This window comes from Vibrio mediterranei (assembly GCF_900088415.1).
Lineage (GTDB): Bacteria > Pseudomonadota > Gammaproteobacteria > Enterobacterales > Vibrionaceae > Vibrio > Vibrio mediterranei.
The window spans coordinates 468,078-487,848 of sequence record NZ_FLLQ01000003.1; the positions used below are offsets into that span (position 1 = coordinate 468,078).

Consider the following 19,771-nt stretch of genomic DNA (forward strand, 5'->3'; position numbering starts at 1 on the left):
GACTTTTATGTGTGGCTGATAAAAGAGCCGCGAAGAATTCTTCGCGACTCTTGGTATCATAAAGACAACTAAATTAATTAGCTACAATATTCAGTAGTTTACCCGGTACGTAAATCACTTTACGGATGGTTTTTCCATCAGTGAATTTCGTCACGTTCTCGTCGTTAAGACCAAGTTCTTCTACTTGTTCTTTAGTTGCATCCGCAGCAACTGTCAGCTTAGCGCGTAGCTTGCCGTTAACTTGAACAACGATAAGTTTTTCATCTTCAACGAGGGCTTTTTCATCAAATGTTGGCCACACAGCATTGTCGATGTCTGCATTACCCAGTGCCGTCCACATCTCGAAACAGATATGCGGAGTGATAGGGTAAAGCATGGCAACGACCGCTTGTAGAGCTTCATCAAGAATCGCACGGTCTTGTGCTGTGTCTTGAGGTGCCTTAGCAAGTTTGTTCATTAGCTCCATAATGGCGGCAATCGCTGTATTGAATGTTTGGCGACGGTCAACATCATCGGTTACTTTTGCAATGGTCTTATGAACATCACGGCGCAGTGCTTTTTGGTCTGAAGATAGAGCCGAAACGTCAACGCTTTCCGCTGTACCTTTTTCTGTATGTTCTTTTACCAACTTCCAAACACGTTTAAGGAAACGGTTTGCACCTTCCACACCAGACTCTTGCCACTCTAATGTCATATCCGCAGGTGAGGCGAACATCATGAATAGACGTACAGTATCAGCACCGTATTTGTCTACCATTTCTTGCGGGTCAATACCGTTATTCTTCGACTTAGACATTTTGATCATGCCTGAGTGCTCTACGTCACGACCTTGGTTGTCTGTTGCAGAGGAAATGCGACCTTTACCGTCACGCTCAACTTTTACGTCTGTAGGAGCGATCCACTCTTTGGTGCCTTTTTCGTTAGTGTGGTAGAAAGCATCAGCAAGCACCATACCTTGACATAGGAGTTTCTTAAATGGTTCGTCGGAAGTTACATAGCCCGCATCACGAAGCAACTTATGGAAGAAGCGAGAGTACAGTAAGTGCATACATGCGTGTTCGATACCACCAATGTATTGGTCAACAGGTAGCCAATAGTTCGCTTTTTCTGGATCTAAAATATCATCAGCTTGCGGAGAGCAGTAACGTGCATAATACCAAGAAGATTCCATGAAGGTGTCGAAGGTGTCTGTTTCACGTAGTGCTGGCTCACCGTTGAAGGTCGTTTTGGCCCACTCTTTATCAGCTTTGATTGGGCTAGTTACGCCATCCATAACAACATCTTCCGGAAGGATTACAGGAAGTTGCTCTGCTGGAACCGGGTGAACTTCACCATCTTCAGTCGTTACCATTGGAATTGGAGCACCCCAATAGCGTTGACGAGAAACACCCCAGTCACGTAGACGGAAATTTACGGTCTTGTGACCTTTGCCTTCTGCTTCTAACTTAGCAGAGATAGCATCGAACGCGGCCTGGAACTCAAGTCCATCGAACTCGCCAGAGTTAAATAGTATGCCTTTCTCAGTGTAAGCCGCTTCTGAAATATCAAGCTCGCTGCCGTCAACCGGTTTGATGACAGGAAGAATATCTAGGTTGTATTTAGTAGCAAACTCAAAGTCACGTTGGTCATGACCAGGAACCGCCATAACTGCACCTGTTCCGTAATCCATCAAGACGAAGTTAGCAACGAATACTGGCACTTCACGACCATTCAATGGATGAATAGCAGTAAGGCCGGTTGCCATACCTTTTTTCTCCATTGTTGCTAGTTCAGCTTCTGCAACCTTGTTGTTCTTACACTCATCGATAAATGCAGCTAACTCAGGGTTGTTTTCAGCCGCAACAGCAGCAAGAGGGTGGCCTGCAGCGATACCTACGTATGTAACACCCATAAGAGTATCTGGACGCGTGGTATATACTTCAAGGTCTTGATGACCTTGTACTTCAAACTTCAGTTCAACACCTTCAGAGCGACCAATCCAGTTGCGCTGCATGGTTTTAACCATTTCAGGCCAACCTTCTAGGTTGTCTAAATCATCAAGAAGCTCTTGGGCGTATTCTGTGATTTTAATAAACCACTGTGGGATTTCTTTTTGTTCAACTGGAGTATCACAACGCCAGCAACAGCCATCTTCAACCTGTTCGTTTGCTAGAACAGTTAAGTCATTTGGGCACCAGTTAACAGAAGAGGTTTTTTTGTATACTAAGCCTTTTTCGTAAAGCTTAGTGAAGAACTCTTGCTCCCAACGGTAGTACTCTGGTGTGCACGTAGCAAACTCACGGTTCCAGTCGTAGCCAAAACCAAGCAACTTAAGTTGGTTTTTCATGTACTCAATATTTTCATAAGTCCATGGTGCTGGCGCTGTGTTGTTTTTTACTGCTGCGTTTTCAGCAGGTAGGCCAAACGCGTCCCAACCAATTGGTTGCATTACGTTTTTACCTTGTAGGCGTTGGAAACGAGATACCACATCACCGATGGTGTAGTTACGCACGTGACCCATGTGCAGTCGTCCACTTGGATAAGGGAACATAGACAGACAGTAGAATTTTTCTTTATTTGGGTCTTCACTTACAACAAAGGTCTTATTGTTGTCCCAGTGCTGTTGAACGTTACGTTCAATATCTTGCGGGTTATATTGTTCTTGCATCGATGATTTCCGGTTATCTTGGAATTTGTGAGTTCTGTTACCACAGAAACTATTAGATCGTCATAGAATACCTAAAGGAAGCCCGGTCAACAATAGTCAATATACCCTTCGTGGGAGAAGAGGTGATGCACGTTAATGGTAATCACATAGTGTTCTGCTACTTTGGTGAAAATAGGGGGATGTATGCCTAAGCGTAAAGCCAGTTATGAAGAAATGATTGAAGATGTGGTTGACAACCTAAAACACAGTCCTGAAGAGTTACAGCACGTGCTTGAAAAATCAGGACAAGTGGTTGAGGCCGCCAACGATATGACTAAGGACGAAATGGCGTTAATTTCTGCGTATGTGAAGTCTGATCTAAAGGAATTTGCCGAAAACTACGAAGAGAGTAAAAGCGGGCCCTTCTATCTCATGATTGCTAATTCAATTTGGCAAGGTCTGCTGGATATCACAGATAGAACAAAAGTCGAGTGGGTCGAGCTGTTCCAAGATCTTGAGCATCAGGGCGTTTATTCCTCAGGAGAAATGATAGGATTAGGTATTTTGGTGTGTGAACAGTGTGGGCATAAGACAGAATACAATCACCCAACTACCATTTCTGATTGTCCAAAATGTGGTCATAGTACATTTAGTCGACAACCACTAAAACCATAGAAGCTAGCGGTGCTAGAGACTGTATGGCTTGGGCTTGCCTACAGTCTCTTTAGATACTTCTAGATAGTGAGAAACAGCTACTTATATTGCTGTTTGAATTCTTGCACCCACATAGCTGTTGCGCCACATACTGATACTGGAACGATAAACAGGTTAAGTATTGGGATTGTTGTAAATACCGAGACAAGCATACCGAAGCTGTAGGCTTTTCCCTGTTTTTGCTTCATAGACATTCGCATGTCGTTAAATGGTACCTTGTGGTTATCAAATGGATAATCACAGTATTGAATTGCTAACATCCAAGCGGTAAAAATGAACCATAGAAAAGGTCCTATCGTTTGACCAAGCGCAGGGATAAGTAGCAGTAAGAATAAGCCGATAGCTTTAGGCAAGGTATACAATAGCTTTCGCCATTCCCGAGCCATAATTCTTGGAACGTCTTTGACAACGCTCATGATCCCGACTTCTGAAACTCTTTGACCGGTTAGCATTTCTTCCACTTTCTCTGCTAAAAGGCCATTGAATGGAGCGGCGATAAAGTTAGCCAATGTGCTAAAGAAGTAAGAAAAGGTCGCGAATATAGTGATGGCGAGTAGCGGCCAAAGCACATAACTCAACCAAGAGAGAAATTCAGGCAAATAGCCTAGCCAGCCTTCAATCCACGGGTTGAGGTTGGAGAAAAGGTAGTACATTGCTGAACCAACTAACAAAATATTGGCAAGTAATGGTAGCAGTACATAACGACGGATACCCGGTGTAAAGGCGATTTGAAAACCTTGATGAAAGTAACCGAATCTGGTTTTGGCTTTGTTCAAAATATGCTTCCTTTTACCTTTTGCTACTGTTGTTTCTTAGCGACTATATCAAAAAAGACTTAAGGAAATCACAAACTTCTTATACTAAGGTGTTCTAATAGTCTATAGAGTTTTGGTAAAGTAGAGTGAGCTGAGGTGTATTCACCTCATTAAGGACTATTTTTTAACGTTGAGAGCAAACAATGCAGGAATTGCGATTCGTACTCATTATTGTCGGTGCCCTAGCTATCGCGGCGCTGCTGTTCCATGGCCTATGGTCTAGCAAAAAAGAAGGACAGAAGAAGTTCGGTGATAGGCCGTTAGGAAAGTTGGATGACAACGCTGAGCAAGAAGACGAATACGTTGCGCCAGAAGACGATTTCGAAATTGTAAGAAAAACGCGTAATGAACCTGACTTTGGTTTGAACCAACAACAGACTAATTATGATCCATTAGATGATGTCGCCAGCCATTCTGAACAGAGTTTCGAGCATGACGAACCGGTCCACCCCGAATCTGTAGAAGAACAATCAGAAAAGGCTCCGGTCTCTGCGCTGTCCGAAGAGATAGTTGAAGAAGAGCTACCATCATTTTCGGCTAAAACCGATGTCGAACCTGAAGAATTTGAAAAGCTTGAACCTCAGCTAGACCTGAACAAATTCGATGATGCTGATGAGGAATTAACAGCAAAACCTCAGTCTCTTGAGGCACCAACCCTAACGTCGGCAAAGGAAACAAGTGCACCTATACAGGCTGAAAGTGAACCTGAAGAGCCTGAAATGCAGGTGATTGTGATGAACGTGCATTGTGCTGGTTCTGAAGATTTTGTAGGTACTCAGCTGTTTGATAGCATGCGCCAGAATGGTCTTATTTACGGTGAAATGGATATCTTCCACCGTCATGCCGATTTATCAGGTACAGGAAAAGTATTATTTAGTGTGGCAAATATGATGCAGCCAGGTACGCTTCAACATAATGATCCAGCCACTTTTACTACCAAGGGTATCTCGTTCTTTATGACTCTACCTTGTTTTGGCGAAGCCGAGCAGAACTTCAAGTTGATGCTAAGAACAGCGCAGCAAATTGCTGATGATCTTGGAGGCAACGTTCTTGACGACAAGCGTAACTTAATGACACCGACAAGACTTGATGCCTACCGTAAACAAATTCAAGACTTTAACGCAGCGAAAGTAAGCGCGTAATTGTTCCACTTATGATAGAGAAAAGGCTCCTCGGGAGCCTTTTTTATCCGTACTACCAAGGTATACCATGTCGCAACAACGATTAAATGAACTGAAAGAGCAACTTCACTATCATGGCGTGAAGTACTATGTAGAAGACAGCCCAGAGATTCCGGATGTCGAGTACGACAGACTAATGCAAGAATTGCTCGCTATTGAAGCTGAGCATCCTGACTGGGTAACGGTAGATTCGCCAAGTCAGCGAGTCGGAGGGTTACCACTTGACAGTTTTACCCAAGTGAAACATGAAATACCGATGTTGTCTTTGGATAATGCTTTCTCAGATGAAGATTTAGATAGTTTTAATAAGCGCATTTGTGATCGAGTAAATAGAACCGATACTGGTGCTTATTGTTGCGAAGTAAAACTCGATGGATTAGCAGTGAGTTTGCTTTATGAAAATGGTGTACTTGTTCAAGCTGCAACTCGTGGTGATGGTACTACGGGGGAGAACATCACAGAGAATGTTCGTACTATTAGTGCAATTCCACTGAAGCTGCAAGGCGACGACATTCCAGCGCGCATTGAAGTACGCGGTGAAGTATTTATGCCTAAAGCTGGGTTTGCAAAACTTAATGAGCTTGCCGAAAGAAAAGGCGAGAAAGTGTTTGTAAACCCAAGAAATGCGGCAGCAGGTAGCTTACGTCAATTAGACTCACGCATCACCGCAACTCGTCCTCTAAGCTTCTATGCCTATAGTCTGGGCATTGTTGAAGGTACCGAGTTACCAGCAAGTCATTATGATCGCTTTCTAAAACTCAAATCTTTAGGCTTTCCAATGGGGCCTGAAACCAAACGCGTTAACAATATCGAAGAAGTTAAAGCCTACCACAAAGCGATCCAAGATAAGCGTGATGAGCTTGAATATGAAATAGATGGCGTCGTGATTAAAGTTGACGACATTGCCCTACAAGAGCAGTTAGGTTTTGTGGCTCGAGCCCCTCGCTGGGCGATCGCCTATAAATTCCCCGCTCAAGAAGAAATTACGGTACTGAACTCTGTCGAGTTCCAGGTTGGACGTACCGGAGCCATTACCCCTGTTGCGAAGCTAGAGCCAGTGTTTGTTGGTGGCGTGACGGTAAGCAATGCTACCTTGCATAATGCCGATGAAATTGAGCGTCTCGGTGTGAAAGTTGGTGATAGTGTTATTATTCGCCGCGCAGGGGATGTTATTCCTCAAATTGTTTCTTATGTACCAGAGCGCCGACCTGCGGATGCAAAAGAAATCGTTTTTCCTTCTGAATGTCCGGTTTGTGCATCTCTGATTGAACGCATTGAAGGAGAAGCGGTAGCCCGTTGTACTGGTGGCTTAGTTTGCCAAGCACAGCGTAAAGAAGCACTAAAACACTTTGTTTCTCGTAAGGCTTTAGACGTTGATGGTCTTGGGGAGAAAGTAATAGAGCAACTTGTAGACAAAGAAATGGTCGAGACACCAGCAGATTTGTTCAAGTTATCCGCGGGGCAACTCACTATTTTAGAGCGCATGGGACCTAAGTCCGCACAGAATGTCGTCAATGCTCTAAATGTGTCAAAAGAAACCACACTAGCGAGATTCCTGTACTCACTGGGGATTCGTGAAGTTGGTGAAGCCACCGCTGCGAATCTATCAACGCATTTTGAAACTTTAGAAAATGTGATGAACGCGACTCATGATCAGTTGATTGAAGTACCTGATGTCGGTGAGATTGTTGCTAAGCATATTCGGTTCTTCTTCGCTGCTGAATCTAATCAAAAAGTAATTGAGGCATTGATTGCAGCAGGTATTCATTGGGCGGCAGTGGAAGCACCAGCGGAAGATACACCTCAACCACTTGCGGGCAAGACGGTGGTTTTAACTGGGTCGTTATCACAGCTAAACCGCAATGATGCCAAGGCAGCACTTCAGGCGCTTGGGGCAAAAGTGACGGGAAGTGTTTCTAAGAAAACCGATATTTTATTTGCTGGAGAAAATGCAGGTTCTAAATTGGCTAAAGCACAAGAGCTCAATATTGAGATTAGAACTGAGGACGACCTAATAGAATTAGTCGGCTGACTTAAGAAATAGAAAAAAGAGCTCCTAATATGGAGCTCTTTTTTTTGCGAGTGAGTTCAAATAATGTGAGTCCTACTACGTCATAAATAAAAAACAATCGTATAAATAGCGTTTTTTTATTTAATTAAATTAAATAAAAAATCCATGCGAGCCATATCACGAACGGCAATGTTAATAATGATTTAACTTGTTGAAGTTAAAGGGTGTAAAGCATTTCATTGTAGCGATGATTGAAAAATAAGATCTTCATCAATAACCAAGGCAAAAGTTTGTTGTGCGTCCTATTTTTTTTAGCTTAATTGATTTTGAAATTGATAATTTTCTCTGCGAAGTTAGTCTTGTGAATATGGATACACAAGGTGTAGACAGGAAAATTAACCAGTCTGTTTGGTTAAATAAATAAGGAAATATTTCACCCTTCGGCGGCCAACTTAAGAGTGAAATATAAAAAACAGCTATATCCATTTTTAGGAGTTATTCCATGGAAAAAATGTTTAAACGCACTCTTATCGGTGCAGCAGTGGCGTCTTTAACAATGGCGGGTGCAGTACAAGCGAAACCGGCAACAGATACAGTTGATCTTTATGGTCAAGTTGCATTGTCTGTATGGCAATATGGCGAAGATAAAATTGGTGGCGGTGATGCTCCACTGAAACTAGAAAATGAATCTCGCTTTGGTTTACGCGGTTCACATGAACTAGCACGTGGTCCTAAGTTTATTTGGCAATTGGAAGGCGGTAACGTTGGTGATGACGGTGCTGCTAGTGGTCTAGGTGTTCGTGATACCTACGGTGGTTTTGAGTTCGAAGAAGCTGGTCGTGTACGTATTGGTCGTATGTTGACACCACTCTATGAAATCATCGACTGGCCATACTCAGGTCAACGTGCTGGTGCTATTTTTGACTGGGGTGGTGATGTTGTTGGTGGTGCTCGTTATGACCGTCAATCAAACATGGTTCGCTATGATTCTGCTAACCTAGGTGGTTTTACCTTCAACCTAGCGGCCGGTCGTGGTGACGAAAGCCAGTCGGACTCTAACTTCTATGGTCTAGGCGCCCATTATACTGTTGGCGTATTAACTCTACATGGTGGCTACGAGTACGGTAAAGATCGCAACATTGATGCCCTCAATACCGCATATAATAACTGGATCAAACAAAATCCGGGTCAGCCAGTAATCGGTGATAAAGATGAAGTATCTGGTCGCTCTGATACCCAAGCTGCATTATTAGGCTTTGAGCTTAACTTTGATACCTTTGCATTTAATGGCGCATTCAAATATGAAGAAGCTAAGTACAACGAAATAAAGCACACTCCTGTGGACTCAAACGACCCTGTACTTGACCTATCTGAGTTCGTTGGCTCTAAGTTATCACAAAATAGTTACTCTCTAGGTGCTGTGTATAGCGGAGTAGAAAACTGGCAGTTCAAAATGAACTACGCTGCTAACCTTGACCCTGAAATTGATGGTACTAAAGTTAGCGATTTAGCAGATTATATTGTTTCTGCGCAAGCACTTTACTTCTTGGACGACTCTGCAATCACATATGTTCGTCCGTATATGATTTCCAAAGATAACTCTTCTGCAGAGTTCGGCTGGGGTCTAGGCGTAGAGTACTACTTCTAAAATACAATCTGATACTGCCTTATACCTTCGGCTCCTAGTAATAGGGGCCGTTTTTTATTGTTGTAATTCACAGTAAGATTGAAAAATAACTGTTTTAACAAAAACACAGAAGATGGAATTAAATAACGTTGAGTTAAGGAAAGGAGAGCTAGCGATAAAGTAAAAATGTGCCCACGAGTGCGGGCACAGTAGGTTGAATTATTCTTCGAGGTTGCTGATTGCCCAAGTAAGAAACTTCTTTCTTTCTTCGTATGAGGCACTTTTGAAAGAGCGTTTTAAAGATTGGTACACATCATCATCAAGTTGGATGTCTACCGTTTTTGTGTTTGATTGTGAATAGTGTGACAAGCTAGCGACGGCGTTGGTTTGGTTATAGTCTTTTACTTCTTGTGCCATATCTGCAGTTAGACTAAACGTTAAACCTAGCTGATCTTTCTTCACGCCAACGAGGGCCTTTGAATCGCTAACAAGTTCAAAGGTTGGTTTACTATTGAACTCCATACCTTGTTGCAGTGTCTTAATGTTAGGCACGGATATCGAGATATCCTTGTCCTTTGCATCAAACGTTGCGACTAAAGGTTGAGATTTAAATTTGGTTTTGTCCGAGCCGGTTTCCATTACTATTTTAGAAATCCTGAAAACCAGTTGGTTTACACCGTTATCGAGAACGATGTTGTCTTTACTATCGAAACCAAAGTTTGAGTAGCCAGCATCTTTACCATTAACGGTGAGCAGTTGGATGCCTGAGGGCACGTCAATGGTCACTGACGAGTAGGCTAGTGATGGTGCCAAAATTAGACTCGCAAGTAGTGTTTTTGTTAATCTCATTACCACTCCTTAGTACTTTGCCAATATGGCAATTCTCTTGTAGGGTCTGTTTCATCTTAGTTTTTTTACATCGCGAATAATAGCGTTGTTATGAAAGCAGAAAGCGTCTGTACAGAAAATTGCGAGTCACTTATCATTTGAATAATTGTGTAGGTTTGCTTAAGTGGAGTTCGATATGAACATCAGTGAAGTTGCTAAAAAGACCGGTCTAACAACGAAATCAATTCGGCTGTATGAAGAAAAGAAAATTATCTCGTCACCGTTGAGAAGCGATAATGGCTATCGTATCTATTCTGCAAAGCACGTTGATGAATTAAGTGTCGTTGCTAAGGCCAAACGAGTCGGTTTCACGCTCGATGAGTGTCGCGATATGGTGTCGCTAGCCTTCAAAACGGACAGGACGAGTGCTGAAGTTAAACGTCGAACCAGCGAAAAACTTGCGGAAGTTAAACGTAAAATTTCAGAGTTGCAAGCTATCGAACAGCAACTGGAAGTCTGGCTTTCTCAGTGCCCGGGAGACACTAATTCGGCATGTCCAATCGTCGATGATTTGATGCAAGGCTGCAATACAAAAGTCCAAACCTAATATTTGTACTATGCAGCCAGGGGGCCGTTATATCAAAAGCGCTTTTGGCCACCCAAACGTTCGCAACGCTCAATAGGAGTATAGGTTTGAGTGCCATCACTTAGTTGGCAGTCGACATATGGACCTAACGCTGAACTGTTTGAGGCATGGGTGATTGGAGCAAGCGTCAGCATGATGCCGAAGATTAGTGCTGAGAAAATTTTCATAATGATCCCTTTCAATTATTTAAAATTTGGAGGCATCTCACACTTCGAGATAATCCTAAGTATGAACAAGAGAGAATAAAGATCAAAAAAAAGAGCAAGAATTAAAAAATTTTTAATTCCAAAAAAGTGGAACTTATTAATTGCATTAAATTAATAAGTGTATGATTTAAAAAGTAAAAATAATCTATAACTTTGTCATGTATTATGGGGAAATACCACTCAACTACTTAAAATAACTTACTTAGTTTCTAGAATAATCTATGAGAATGACAGTTAACTAGTTGGTAATTAAGGGATCTAAGGGAGTCTTATTTACGGTGACGTGTTATCAGCTCAAAAATATCTGGTTTTCGACGTTTTGTTGTAAAGAGTCGGTAAAATGAATGAATTTCGATAATAGTCAGTTGTCCTGACTCGTACCAGAAATTGAGCAATTTGCCTTGTTTGGTGTGGAAAGTAGGTTTATGGCATAACCTTGTTCTCTTAGCAATTCAACAACACTATGTTTTCCAACAAGGTGTAGTGCGCCCACAGCCACAAAATAGGTTCCTGTTCTGTATTCTTGCGATTGGCTTAATATCTTTACCCACTTTTCATTTCGCTCGTAGATAAATGAGTGATAAAAGTCATTGTTGTAGGCCTCTGCTTGTAACACCTCTTCAAGGTTATTTATATCTCCCATACGCCAAGACTCGACTAAACATTGGATACTTGCTTCACCATTTGGCCACTCTTGGATTGTTTGTTTCAACATATCTAATCCGTCATCAGGCTGATTTGCGAGTAAATCGATTTGAAATTGTAAACTCTCTAAGCCCTTTATTGGTAATTGATGAGTGTTTGCCCAATGAACAAACTGCATATCAATGCCAAGCTGAGGTTGGTAATTAAGAGATTGGAATTGTAATTGCTGTAGGGTTAGGGCTGCTTGCCAAGGCGGTAAGCTCAAGATTGTAGCTGGAACGAGGGAGGTCTGTTTTAAGATTGTACTCAATGTTGCTAAGTATTCTTCATCTAACACTTGCTTCGCGCTGGGCTGTGGTTCTTGCGGGAAACGAACTTTTTCATTTAAGCGTGTTTCGACAATCAGGCTATTAGAGCTATCTAAAGCTTCTGTCACCTCTCTAGAAAATGGATCGAGCTCGGTATCTCCAACGTGAATTGTCCCCATGAGATAGAGGCGCTGTTCACCTTTGTCTGCTTGCCATAACAGTGGTTCTGCATGAGAAAAAAACGAGACCAATAACAGAAGGTTCATGAATGAAGGCCCTAATTGAGCTCTCTTTATATAACTCGAAATACCTCTAAGCACTTTATCTACCACTTTCTGAACTACGGTTGAGTGTTCAGACTAACACAAGTTCGCTCCTCAAATGCCAAGGTTGAAATGGAGAGTTACTGCTCTAGGTTATTTTTTACCGATAAAACTACTTTTTTGATGCGAATTAAATGCTGTTTTAAACCTAAAAGTACGTTTGATGTCACGATTTTGTAAGAGTTATTTTCGATGGTATGTGGGTTTTACGACATTTTTGTCATCAATATGGCGATATAAGCACGTTTTTTGTGACTTCTATCATAGGTAATTTTTCTTTGGAAATTTATGGTGTTTTATATAACCTTTTTAAGTTATTGTTTTATAATGATTTATGTTTTTTGTCATTTTCTTGTTGTGATTTTGATCACTTGGGTGGGGGAATTATTTGTTAGCGCGAATTAAATCTAGTTATAGTGTGCTCAAGCCAAACGGCAGCATATCAAGGCAGCAACATAAGCTGCTCAAAACTAAAGCATATATAGGTGTTATAATGAAAAAAGTTCTCGCTCTTACCGCTCTTGCAGTTGCATCAACTAGCGCTTTCGCAGGCTCTTCTTATGTAACTGGTAACGTTCAGTTTCACGATACGTACCTTCAAGGCTCTAAAGCAACGTCTACGCTAGAAGCCGGCCATACATTTGACTCTAACACTACGCTTTTAGTTGAGTTTGATGCTATTCCACTGGGTAAAGTACAAGATGGTGCTAGTCCACTACCAGCGACTACTTTGGGTGTGGAACAGGTCTTTAACGCAACTGACCACCTTTGGTTTGCAGCAGGTTACCATCACTTGATTCAAGGCGGTGAAACAATTCAGTATCGCCCACTGATCAAGATCGGTTATAACTTCGATAACGGCCTTTCTTTGAGCAACCGTACTCGTATGCACATTAACAATCAATTAGATGGCCAAGCTCGCAAATCAGATACCGACGTTCGTTTAGACAACAAAATTGCCTATCAATTCGCTGACCAGCCTATTGCTCTTTCTTATAACAACGTATACGTAGTAGCTGGCGACAAAGATGCGAACGGCGATGATAAAGTTAATACGATGGACCACGAGCTTCGTGCAACTTGGACTCGTGATGGCGTACAACCATACTTTGAGTTCCGTAGCCAAGCTCACGGCCTAAAGAATGCTGACGGAAGCAGTGCAGTAAACAACGCTGTTGTGTTCGGTGCTTCATACGGCTTCTAATCTATCCCCCAAGATTGTTCATATTTCCATATTTAGGGCTCCGTCAGGAGCCTTTTTTCTGTTCTAAGTTCGGATTTAGAATAGAGGTGCCTCGCAATTTCTTTTTATCTGTTCCTTATCTTAAGAGTGACACGATAAAATACGTGAACGACACTGAACGAATACTCAAGTCATGGCGTACTAAACTTCTTGTTTTCAGTAATGACTTAAAAGGATGATGAGATGAACATTAAATTTCTTGTATCTAGCTTAATCACAGTTGTATTTATGAGTGGTTGTACACAGACAGCTTTTCCAACAGATGGGACGAGTGATTCATGGCAGACATTTGGTTATGAGCAGTCAAAAAAAGGCTACATGAAAAAAACACCTGAAGAATTAAGCGTCAATGACGCGGCTTTAGAAACGGCTTACTCTGAAGGGTATGAAAAAGGCCGAACTGAATACTGCGCGCAAGATGCCTACAAGTTAGGGATTATGGGGAAAAGCTATCTGGGGATTTGTGACGACCTCGATTGGCGATTCCGAATGAAGTATAACGATGGACGTTCAAATCAAAGTCTTGGTCGCTTATAGAGGAACTGAGGCGGTACGCTGATATAAATCTGAACGTTTAGTTTGTTTTAATAAATTTGCGGTTTACTCAGCAACTTTTACTTATCCTTACTGAGGTCGACTATTGGTCGTCCTTTGTCGTTTTTCTGTCCAGAAAATATGTCTTTCAGACGGTTTATTTACATAGCGAAGTTAGGGTTAAACTAGTTGATTGAATTTCCAGTATTTATCTGATTTTTTGACAATTTGTGTCTTGCAGAATCATGACTTTGTTAGAATTTGCCACAAGGTAAATCGAGCGTGAAGATGCGTTTTTTTCTGACTAAGTTAGGACTAACGTCTTGCGTAAAATTTCATTCTTGGCACTCGCATTTAGCTCGAGCAGCGCATTTGCTGCATCGTCATATATTGAAGGTAACATCCAGTTCAATAGCAGTTATCTCTATGATTCCAAAACCACAGCTAAGATGGCGGCAGGCCATACTTTTGATACGGATACAACGATTAAGCTCAAAATAGAAGATATTGCGATTGGTGCAACGCCTCACAGTGATGGTCACCATCACCACCATAACATGTACTATGGACACCGCGTGAGAGCTCCTTTGGTAACGCTAGGGGTAGAGCAGCGTTTTCAAATGTCGGACAACTTCTGGCTAGGGGCTGGATATGAACACCTAATGCAAGTGGGTGAAACCATGCAGTACCGTCCACTCTTTAAAATCGGCTATGACTTTGAGCAAGGTCTCTCTTTGAGTCATCGCACTCGAATCGAAGTTTATGCACAACATGACCGTTGGGGGTATAAGCCGGATACAGATTATCGATTTGATAACAAGATTGCCTATACGTTCCAAACGCATCCAGTGACAATCCACTATAACAATGTTTACCATAGCATAGGAGCTTATGGGCCATACTACCCATACACGGACAGCACCATGGACCATGAGTTTAGGTTGACGTTAACGAAATACGCTTTTCAGCCGTATTTTGAGTACAAGAGTCAAGGGGATGTCAAAGTACCACGATATGGCCATGGTGTAGCGAATAGTGCATTTCTTATAGGTGGGATTTATAACTTTTAGCCAGAAAAACGCCACAGCGACTGCTATGGCGTTTTTCTAGTATCAGTGCTTCACGTTACATATTGTAAGCACGGAAACTGTAGACTTGACCTTTCTCATTGTAAGCATAGACATGATAAGGGTCTTTCTTGTCACCATATTCCATACCTGGAGAACCAACGGGCATACCAGGAACAGCGAGTCCCTTAGCGTTCTTAGGTGGGTTCTCTAGGAAAGCCTTGATGTCATCGGCTGGAATATGGCCTTCGAAGACATAGTCACCGATAACCGCTGTATGACACGAAGCGAGTTCGGGCTTTATACCTAGTTTTTCTTTTATCGGGTTCATATTCTTATGCTCTTCAACCGTAACGTTAAATCCAGCATCTTCCATATGCTTCACCCATTCTTTACAGCAGCCACAGTAAGGTGACTTATACGTGAGCATATCCGTGGCAAACGCTGAACCTGTTACCATCGCAAACGACAGTGTTGCCAGTTTGAATAAACGTGTTTGCTTTGACATATTGAATCCTTTTTAACAAGTAATTATTGGCTATATCGTTATCGGTTAACCAACTCGATTAGCCTTTATATTGAAAGTTTCTGAGTCTATTTGCGTTGCTGACAACGGTAATAGAGGACAGTGCCATGGCTGCTCCAGCAAAAACAGGGCTGAGCAGAAAACCAAAAATCGGGTAAAGAATCCCTGCTGCAATCGGGATCCCTAACGAGTTATAGATAAACGCACCAAATAGGTTTTGTTTTATGTTCTTCACTGTCGCTTTAGACAGTGAGATGGCGTAAGCCACCGTTGCAGGGTTACTATTAAGCAATGTCATTGGCGCACTTTCGATGGCCACGTCACTCCCTGAGCCCATGGCAATACCGACATCAGCAAGTGCTAAAGCAGGTGCGTCATTGATGCCATCACCAACCATAGCGACAGACCCAAACTTAGCCTTAAGTGACTCTACATGAGCGGACTTCTCATCTGGCAGTACTTCAGAAACCACCTCGTCGATACCTAGTTTCTTAGCGATTACGTTAGCAACATGTCGGTTGTCACCCGTTAGCATCACAGTATGAATACCTTGCTGTTTCAATGATGCCACTGCAGACGCGGCTTCTGGCTTAAGCTCATCGGCGATAGCAATCACAGCTACCGCTGAATTATCGATAACCACGACCACTGGTGTCGCAGCCATATTTGCAGCTTCATCGAGGCCATCTTGAATCGGCGTTGTATCAATGTTCAAACTTTGTACGTGATTGAGCGATGCAATGGTTATTTGCTTATCGTCAACTATCCCTTTAACCCCTTTGCCTTTAAGATTCTCAAATTGTTGGGGCTCACTTGTGTCAGTGGCCGACCAATATCGAGTGACCGCTTTTGCTAGAGGATGTTCTGAACGTTTTTCTAATGGCAATACCAATTTGGCCAGCTCATGTTCTGTCAGCTCATGTGCTGATAGGTTCGATGTAAATACTCGCTGTACGGTTGGCTGACCCATGGTCAGTGTGCCGGTTTTATCGAATACGACGACTTTTACTTTACTTAGTTTTTGTAAGGCGTCGGCATCTTTAATTAATACGCCGGCTTGGGCTGCTTTGCCTATACCAACAGTAATAGACAGTGGTGTTGCCAAACCTAATGCGCATGGGCAGGCGATGATAAGTACTGTTGTCGTCACAACAAGCATATAACTGGCTCTAGGCTCTGGTCCGACAAAGAACCAAATTGCCGCGGCTAATAAAGCGATCGCTACAACGACGGGAACAAATACTGCTGAGATAGAGTCTGCTAATTTAGCAATGGCAGGTTTACTGCTTTGCGCTTCTCTTACTAGATTAATTATACGCGACAACATAGTATCTGCGCCCACACCTGTTGCCTTGATAACCAAGCTACCATCGGTGTTTAATGTGCCTGCAGATACGGAGTCATTAATGTCTTTTGCCGCGGCTACAGGTTCACCCGTCAACATGGACTCATCAACATAGCTGTGTCCTTCAAGTACTAGGCCATCAACAGGAACTTTTTCACCAGGCTTTATTCTAAGCAGCATGCCAAGACGAATATCTGACACTGCCATAGGTTGATCTTGACCATCAATAATGGCAGTCGCATATTGTGGTTGAAGGTTCATTAACGCTTGAAGCGACTGATTGGTTTTAGACTTTGCTTTGGCTTCGATGTAGTGCCCGAGAGATATTAATCCCACAATCATCGCGCTTGCCTCAAAATAGACATGTCTAGATTGATGTGGGAACCAACTAGGCTTGACCACCACTAACATAGAGTAAAACCATGCTGCGCCCGTGCCTAACGCGACGAGAGTATCCATCGTTGCTCGTTTGTGTGTTAGCGCTTTATAAGCATTTACATAGAAGTCGCGCCCGGCGGTGGCGAGTAGCCATAAACAGATGACTCCAATTAGCCCCCAGGTCATTTGGTCTAGAGGGTTGCGGATCATCATATTGCCACCTAGTACTCCCCAAAGCATGAGCGGAGCACCAATGGCTAAGGCAACAATAGTGTGCTTTTTTTGAGTCGCTTGATGGTCTAAAAGCGCTTGCTGTTGCTGACTTTGGCTTGTGGCTAAGTCTTGAACTAGCTCCCCTTGGTAACCAGCACTCGAAACCGCAGCGAGCAAAGCGTCATTGATGCTTTCTACATCTTTGGAAGCTACCACCATAGCACTTTGTTCAGCAAGGTTAACGCGAGCGTTCTTGACGCCATCAACACTGGTTAGTGCTTTCTCTACCGAGCTCACACAACTTGCACAAGTCATTCCATGAATCAGGTAATGAAGTCTGTAGCCCTCTTGTGTTAACAGCGGTTCGTCCTTCGATTCTGTTAGCGACGATATATCAGGAGAAATAGGCTCAATACCCTCGCTTTGCGTAGACGCGTCAACGTCATTGCCACTGGTAGGATTGGCCGCTTGCTTTGCTTGATATCCAACAGCTTCTACGCTATCGATAATAGTTAGCGGATTGTCTACTGTTGCAATGGTTAACTCTGATTTACTCAATGAGAGAATTTCGCAGTCTTCCAATGATTCAAGCTGAGTGCGCAATTTCGCTATACATTTTCCGCAGTTCAGACCTGAAAGTACAAAATGCCATACGGGAATGGCATGGTAGTTAAGGGATCGAACGATGGAAATAATGTCTTGGACATCCGACGAACTCTCCACGATAAGTTGTTCAGTGGTGAGTGTTTTGACATCCATCGATAGCGGGGAGGTATCGAGTGCTTTTTGCAACTTATTCACGCACCCCATGCAGGAGAGTCCTGATAGATTTAGCGTATATTGATTCATAAAACACCTCGAAGAAATATTGAACTGTGACTAACGATAAACCTTACCGCAAGGGTAAGGTCAAGCTATTGATTGTAGATTTAGCTTAAGGTGATAAAATAGCGCCCAAATTTGCAACGCACGATGAAGCGCATCGTGCGACGTTGACAACAAGGTACATTCGATGACGGTTAAAACACGTTTTGCTCCTAGCCCTACAGGCTATCTTCATGTCGGTGGTGCACGTACTGCACTGTATTCTTGGCTATTTGCTAAAAACCAAGGCGGCGAATTCGTTCTTCGTATCGAAGACACCGATCTAGAGCGTAACTCGCAACAAGCAGTGGACGCGATCTTGGAAGGCATGCAGTGGATGGGTTTGGAATGGGACGAGGGTCCTTATTACCAATCTAAGCGTTTTGATCGATACAATGAAATGGTTGATAAGCTGCTTGCCGAAGACAAAGCATACAAATGTTATGCGCCGAAAGAGTTGCTAGAAGAGATTCGTGCAGAGCAAGAAGCGAACAAAGAAATTCCTCGCTATGATGCGAACCACCCTAAAATTGTTGCAGCGAACGCAGCAGCAAAAGAAGGTGACCCATGTGTTATTCGCTTCCGCAATCCGAAAGAGGGTAGCGTTGTGTTTGATGACCAAATCCGTGGTCGCATTGAAATCTCAAACAGCCAAATGGACGACCTGATTATTCGTCGTACCGATGGTGCGCCAACATATAACTTTGTGGTAGTGGTTGATGATTGGGATATGGGTATTACACATGTTGTTCGTGGTGAAGATCACATCAACAACACGCCTCGTCAGATCAACATCTATGAAGCTCTAGGTGCTCCAGTACCTACATTTGCACACTGTGCAATGATCCTAGGTGATGATGGTGCGAAACTGTCTAAGCGCCACGGCGCGGTTTCTGTGATGCAGTATCGTGATGAAGGCTACCTTCCGAATGCTTTGAACAACTACTTGGTGCGTCTAGGTTGGTCTCATGGTGACCAAGAAATCTTCTCACAAGAAGAGATGATCGAACTGTTCTCTTTGAATGCTATTTCAAAATCAGCATCTGCGTTCAATACTGACAAACTAAACTGGTTGAACAACCATTACATCAAGACATCTGAGCCAGAGTATGTGGCAAAGTATCTACAATGGCACCTTGATGAGCAAAAGCTAAACACAGAGAATGGTCCTGCTATCACAGAAGTCATTAAGCTAGTTGGTGAGCGTTGCAATACATTGGTTGAACTTGCACAGCAAATCCGTTACTTCTACGAAGATTTCTCTGAGTTCGAAGCTGGTGCTGCGAAGAAACATCTACGCGGTGTAGCTAAAGCGCCTTTAGAAGCTGCGCTAGCGAAAGTAGAAGCGTTGGAAGAGTGGACAACAGTAAATATTAAAGAGCAAGTTATTGCCGCGGTCTGTGAAGAATTAGAAATTGGTATGGGTAAAATCGGTATGCCACTTCGCGTAGCAGTAACAGGCGGTGGTCAATCTCCATCGGTTGATGCAGTTATGGAACTGGTTGGCAAAGAGCGTGTTATTGCTCGCATTAAGATGGCTTTAGCATTTATTGCTGAGCGTGAAGCGAACGCTTAATTACTCTTACTCGATGATATTGAAAAGGCCGCAATAAATATTGCGGCCTTTTTTTCATAAAAACAAAAAAAGCGACTCACAAGCCGCTTTTTATA

General features: G+C 42.8%; 16 protein-coding genes. 9 read left to right on the forward strand and 7 right to left on the reverse strand.

Annotated features, from left to right (window positions below; genetic code table 11):
- Positions 1-73: 73 nt before the first annotated feature.
- Entirely contained in the window at positions 74-2,647 is a 2,574-nt protein-coding gene (gene leuS, locus VME0621_RS12025) for a leucine--tRNA ligase (protein WP_038225408.1), read from the reverse strand.
- 183 nt (positions 2,648-2,830) lie between these two features.
- Between leuS and VME0621_RS12030 the strand changes: the two genes are divergently transcribed.
- Positions 2,831-3,301 (forward strand): zinc ribbon-containing protein, encoded by a 471-nt coding sequence (locus tag VME0621_RS12030; RefSeq protein WP_006075222.1) that lies wholly within the window; start codon positions 2,831-2,833, stop codon positions 3,299-3,301.
- A gap of 77 nt (positions 3,302-3,378) precedes the next feature.
- Here VME0621_RS12030 and cysZ read toward each other — a convergent pair whose 3' ends face one another.
- Positions 3,379-4,116, reverse strand: a complete 738-nt coding sequence (gene cysZ, locus VME0621_RS12035) for a sulfate transporter CysZ (RefSeq protein WP_062456984.1) — start codon at positions 4,114-4,116, stop codon at positions 3,379-3,381.
- Between the two features lie 182 nt (positions 4,117-4,298).
- On the opposite strand from cysZ, the gene zipA reads away from it, so the two are divergent.
- The 3 genes from zipA to VME0621_RS12050 all read left to right on the forward strand — a co-directional run bounded on the left by zipA (position 4,299) and on the right by VME0621_RS12050 (position 8,995).
- Positions 4,299-5,297, forward strand: a complete 999-nt coding sequence (zipA, locus tag VME0621_RS12040; protein WP_062456987.1) for a cell division protein ZipA — start codon at positions 4,299-4,301, stop codon at positions 5,295-5,297.
- Positions 5,298-5,364: 67 nt separating this feature from the next.
- On the forward strand, positions 5,365-7,368 hold the full coding sequence (ligA, locus tag VME0621_RS12045; protein ID WP_062456990.1) for an NAD-dependent DNA ligase LigA: 2,004 nt from the start codon (positions 5,365-5,367) through the stop codon (positions 7,366-7,368).
- Between the two features lie 481 nt (positions 7,369-7,849).
- Positions 7,850-8,995 carry a porin gene (locus tag VME0621_RS12050; RefSeq protein WP_062456993.1) on the forward strand — a complete coding sequence of 382 codons (1,146 nt, stop codon included), beginning with the start codon at positions 7,850-7,852 and terminating at the stop codon, positions 8,993-8,995.
- Positions 8,996-9,193: 198 nt separating this feature from the next.
- On the opposite strand, the gene VME0621_RS12055 is transcribed toward VME0621_RS12050, so the two are convergent.
- Positions 9,194-9,823, reverse strand: a complete 630-nt coding sequence (locus tag VME0621_RS12055; protein ID WP_038225403.1) for a YccT family protein — start codon at positions 9,821-9,823, stop codon at positions 9,194-9,196.
- 175 nt (positions 9,824-9,998) lie between these two features.
- Here VME0621_RS12055 and cueR point away from each other — a divergent pair, with 175 nt between their 5' ends.
- Positions 9,999-10,409: a Cu(I)-responsive transcriptional regulator gene (gene cueR, locus VME0621_RS12060; RefSeq protein ID WP_062456996.1), complete on the forward strand. Its 411-nt coding sequence runs from the start codon at positions 9,999-10,001 to the stop codon at positions 10,407-10,409.
- A 32-nt stretch (positions 10,410-10,441) separates the two neighbouring features.
- Here cueR and VME0621_RS26585 read toward each other — a convergent pair whose 3' ends face one another.
- Together VME0621_RS26585 and VME0621_RS12065 are read right to left on the reverse strand one after the other, a co-directional pair.
- Positions 10,442-10,615: a hypothetical protein gene (locus tag VME0621_RS26585; RefSeq protein WP_156750267.1), complete on the reverse strand. Its 174-nt coding sequence runs from the start codon at positions 10,613-10,615 to the stop codon at positions 10,442-10,444.
- 400 nt (positions 10,616-11,015) lie between these two features.
- On the reverse strand, positions 11,016-11,873 hold the full coding sequence (locus VME0621_RS12065) for a TraB/GumN family protein (RefSeq protein ID WP_062456999.1): 858 nt from the start codon (positions 11,871-11,873) through the stop codon (positions 11,016-11,018).
- Positions 11,874-12,423: 550 nt separating this feature from the next.
- Here VME0621_RS12065 and VME0621_RS12070 point away from each other — a divergent pair.
- The 3 genes from VME0621_RS12070 to VME0621_RS12080 all read left to right on the forward strand — a co-directional run bounded on the left by VME0621_RS12070 (position 12,424) and on the right by VME0621_RS12080 (position 14,777).
- A complete protein-coding gene (locus VME0621_RS12070; RefSeq protein WP_062457002.1) occupies positions 12,424-13,134 on the forward strand; it encodes an oligogalacturonate-specific porin KdgM family protein in 711 nt (236 codons plus the stop codon).
- Positions 13,135-13,356: 222 nt separating this feature from the next.
- Complete coding sequence (locus VME0621_RS12075) at positions 13,357-13,710, forward strand: DUF2799 domain-containing protein (protein WP_006075232.1); 354 nt, start codon at positions 13,357-13,359, stop codon at positions 13,708-13,710.
- A 320-nt stretch (positions 13,711-14,030) separates the two neighbouring features.
- Positions 14,031-14,777 carry an oligogalacturonate-specific porin KdgM family protein gene (locus VME0621_RS12080; RefSeq protein WP_062457006.1) on the forward strand — a complete coding sequence of 249 codons (747 nt, stop codon included), beginning with the start codon at positions 14,031-14,033 and terminating at the stop codon, positions 14,775-14,777.
- Positions 14,778-14,832: 55 nt separating this feature from the next.
- Here VME0621_RS12080 and VME0621_RS12085 read toward each other — a convergent pair whose 3' ends face one another.
- Positions 14,833-15,282, reverse strand: a complete 450-nt coding sequence (locus VME0621_RS12085) for a DUF411 domain-containing protein (protein ID WP_006075234.1) — start codon at positions 15,280-15,282, stop codon at positions 14,833-14,835.
- A gap of 58 nt (positions 15,283-15,340) precedes the next feature.
- Entirely contained in the window at positions 15,341-18,085 is a 2,745-nt protein-coding gene (locus tag VME0621_RS12090; RefSeq protein WP_062457008.1) for a heavy metal translocating P-type ATPase, read from the reverse strand.
- Between the two features lie 163 nt (positions 18,086-18,248).
- On the opposite strand from VME0621_RS12090, the gene gltX reads away from it, so the two are divergent.
- Complete coding sequence (gene gltX / locus VME0621_RS12095) at positions 18,249-19,676, forward strand: glutamate--tRNA ligase (protein ID WP_038225397.1); 1,428 nt, start codon at positions 18,249-18,251, stop codon at positions 19,674-19,676.
- The last annotated feature ends 95 nt before the right edge of the window (positions 19,677-19,771 follow it).

What these genes read in the sequence shown, in the direction of transcription:
- leuS (WP_038225408.1), bottom strand. Translation starts at nt 2,647, where the DNA reads ATGCAAGAACAATATAACCCGCAAGATATTGAACGTAACGTTCAACAG.
- VME0621_RS12030 (WP_006075222.1), top strand. Translation starts at nt 2,831, where the DNA reads ATGCCTAAGCGTAAAGCCAGTTATGAAGAAATGATTGAAGATGTGGTT.
- zipA (WP_062456987.1), top strand. Translation starts at nt 4,299, where the DNA reads ATGCAGGAATTGCGATTCGTACTCATTATTGTCGGTGCCCTAGCTATC.
- ligA (WP_062456990.1), top strand. Translation starts at nt 5,365, where the DNA reads ATGTCGCAACAACGATTAAATGAACTGAAAGAGCAACTTCACTATCAT.
- VME0621_RS12050 (WP_062456993.1), top strand. Translation starts at nt 7,850, where the DNA reads ATGGAAAAAATGTTTAAACGCACTCTTATCGGTGCAGCAGTGGCGTCT.
- VME0621_RS12055 (WP_038225403.1), bottom strand. Translation starts at nt 9,823, where the DNA reads ATGAGATTAACAAAAACACTACTTGCGAGTCTAATTTTGGCACCATCA.
- cueR (WP_062456996.1), top strand. Translation starts at nt 9,999, where the DNA reads ATGAACATCAGTGAAGTTGCTAAAAAGACCGGTCTAACAACGAAATCA.
- VME0621_RS26585 (WP_156750267.1), bottom strand. Translation starts at nt 10,615, where the DNA reads ATGAAAATTTTCTCAGCACTAATCTTCGGCATCATGCTGACGCTTGCT.
- VME0621_RS12065 (WP_062456999.1), bottom strand. Translation starts at nt 11,873, where the DNA reads ATGAACCTTCTGTTATTGGTCTCGTTTTTTTCTCATGCAGAACCACTG.
- VME0621_RS12070 (WP_062457002.1), top strand. Translation starts at nt 12,424, where the DNA reads ATGAAAAAAGTTCTCGCTCTTACCGCTCTTGCAGTTGCATCAACTAGC.
- VME0621_RS12075 (WP_006075232.1), top strand. Translation starts at nt 13,357, where the DNA reads ATGAACATTAAATTTCTTGTATCTAGCTTAATCACAGTTGTATTTATG.
- VME0621_RS12085 (WP_006075234.1), bottom strand. Translation starts at nt 15,282, where the DNA reads ATGTCAAAGCAAACACGTTTATTCAAACTGGCAACACTGTCGTTTGCG.
- VME0621_RS12090 (WP_062457008.1), bottom strand. Translation starts at nt 18,085, where the DNA reads ATGAATCAATATACGCTAAATCTATCAGGACTCTCCTGCATGGGGTGC.
- gltX (WP_038225397.1), top strand. Translation starts at nt 18,249, where the DNA reads ATGACGGTTAAAACACGTTTTGCTCCTAGCCCTACAGGCTATCTTCAT.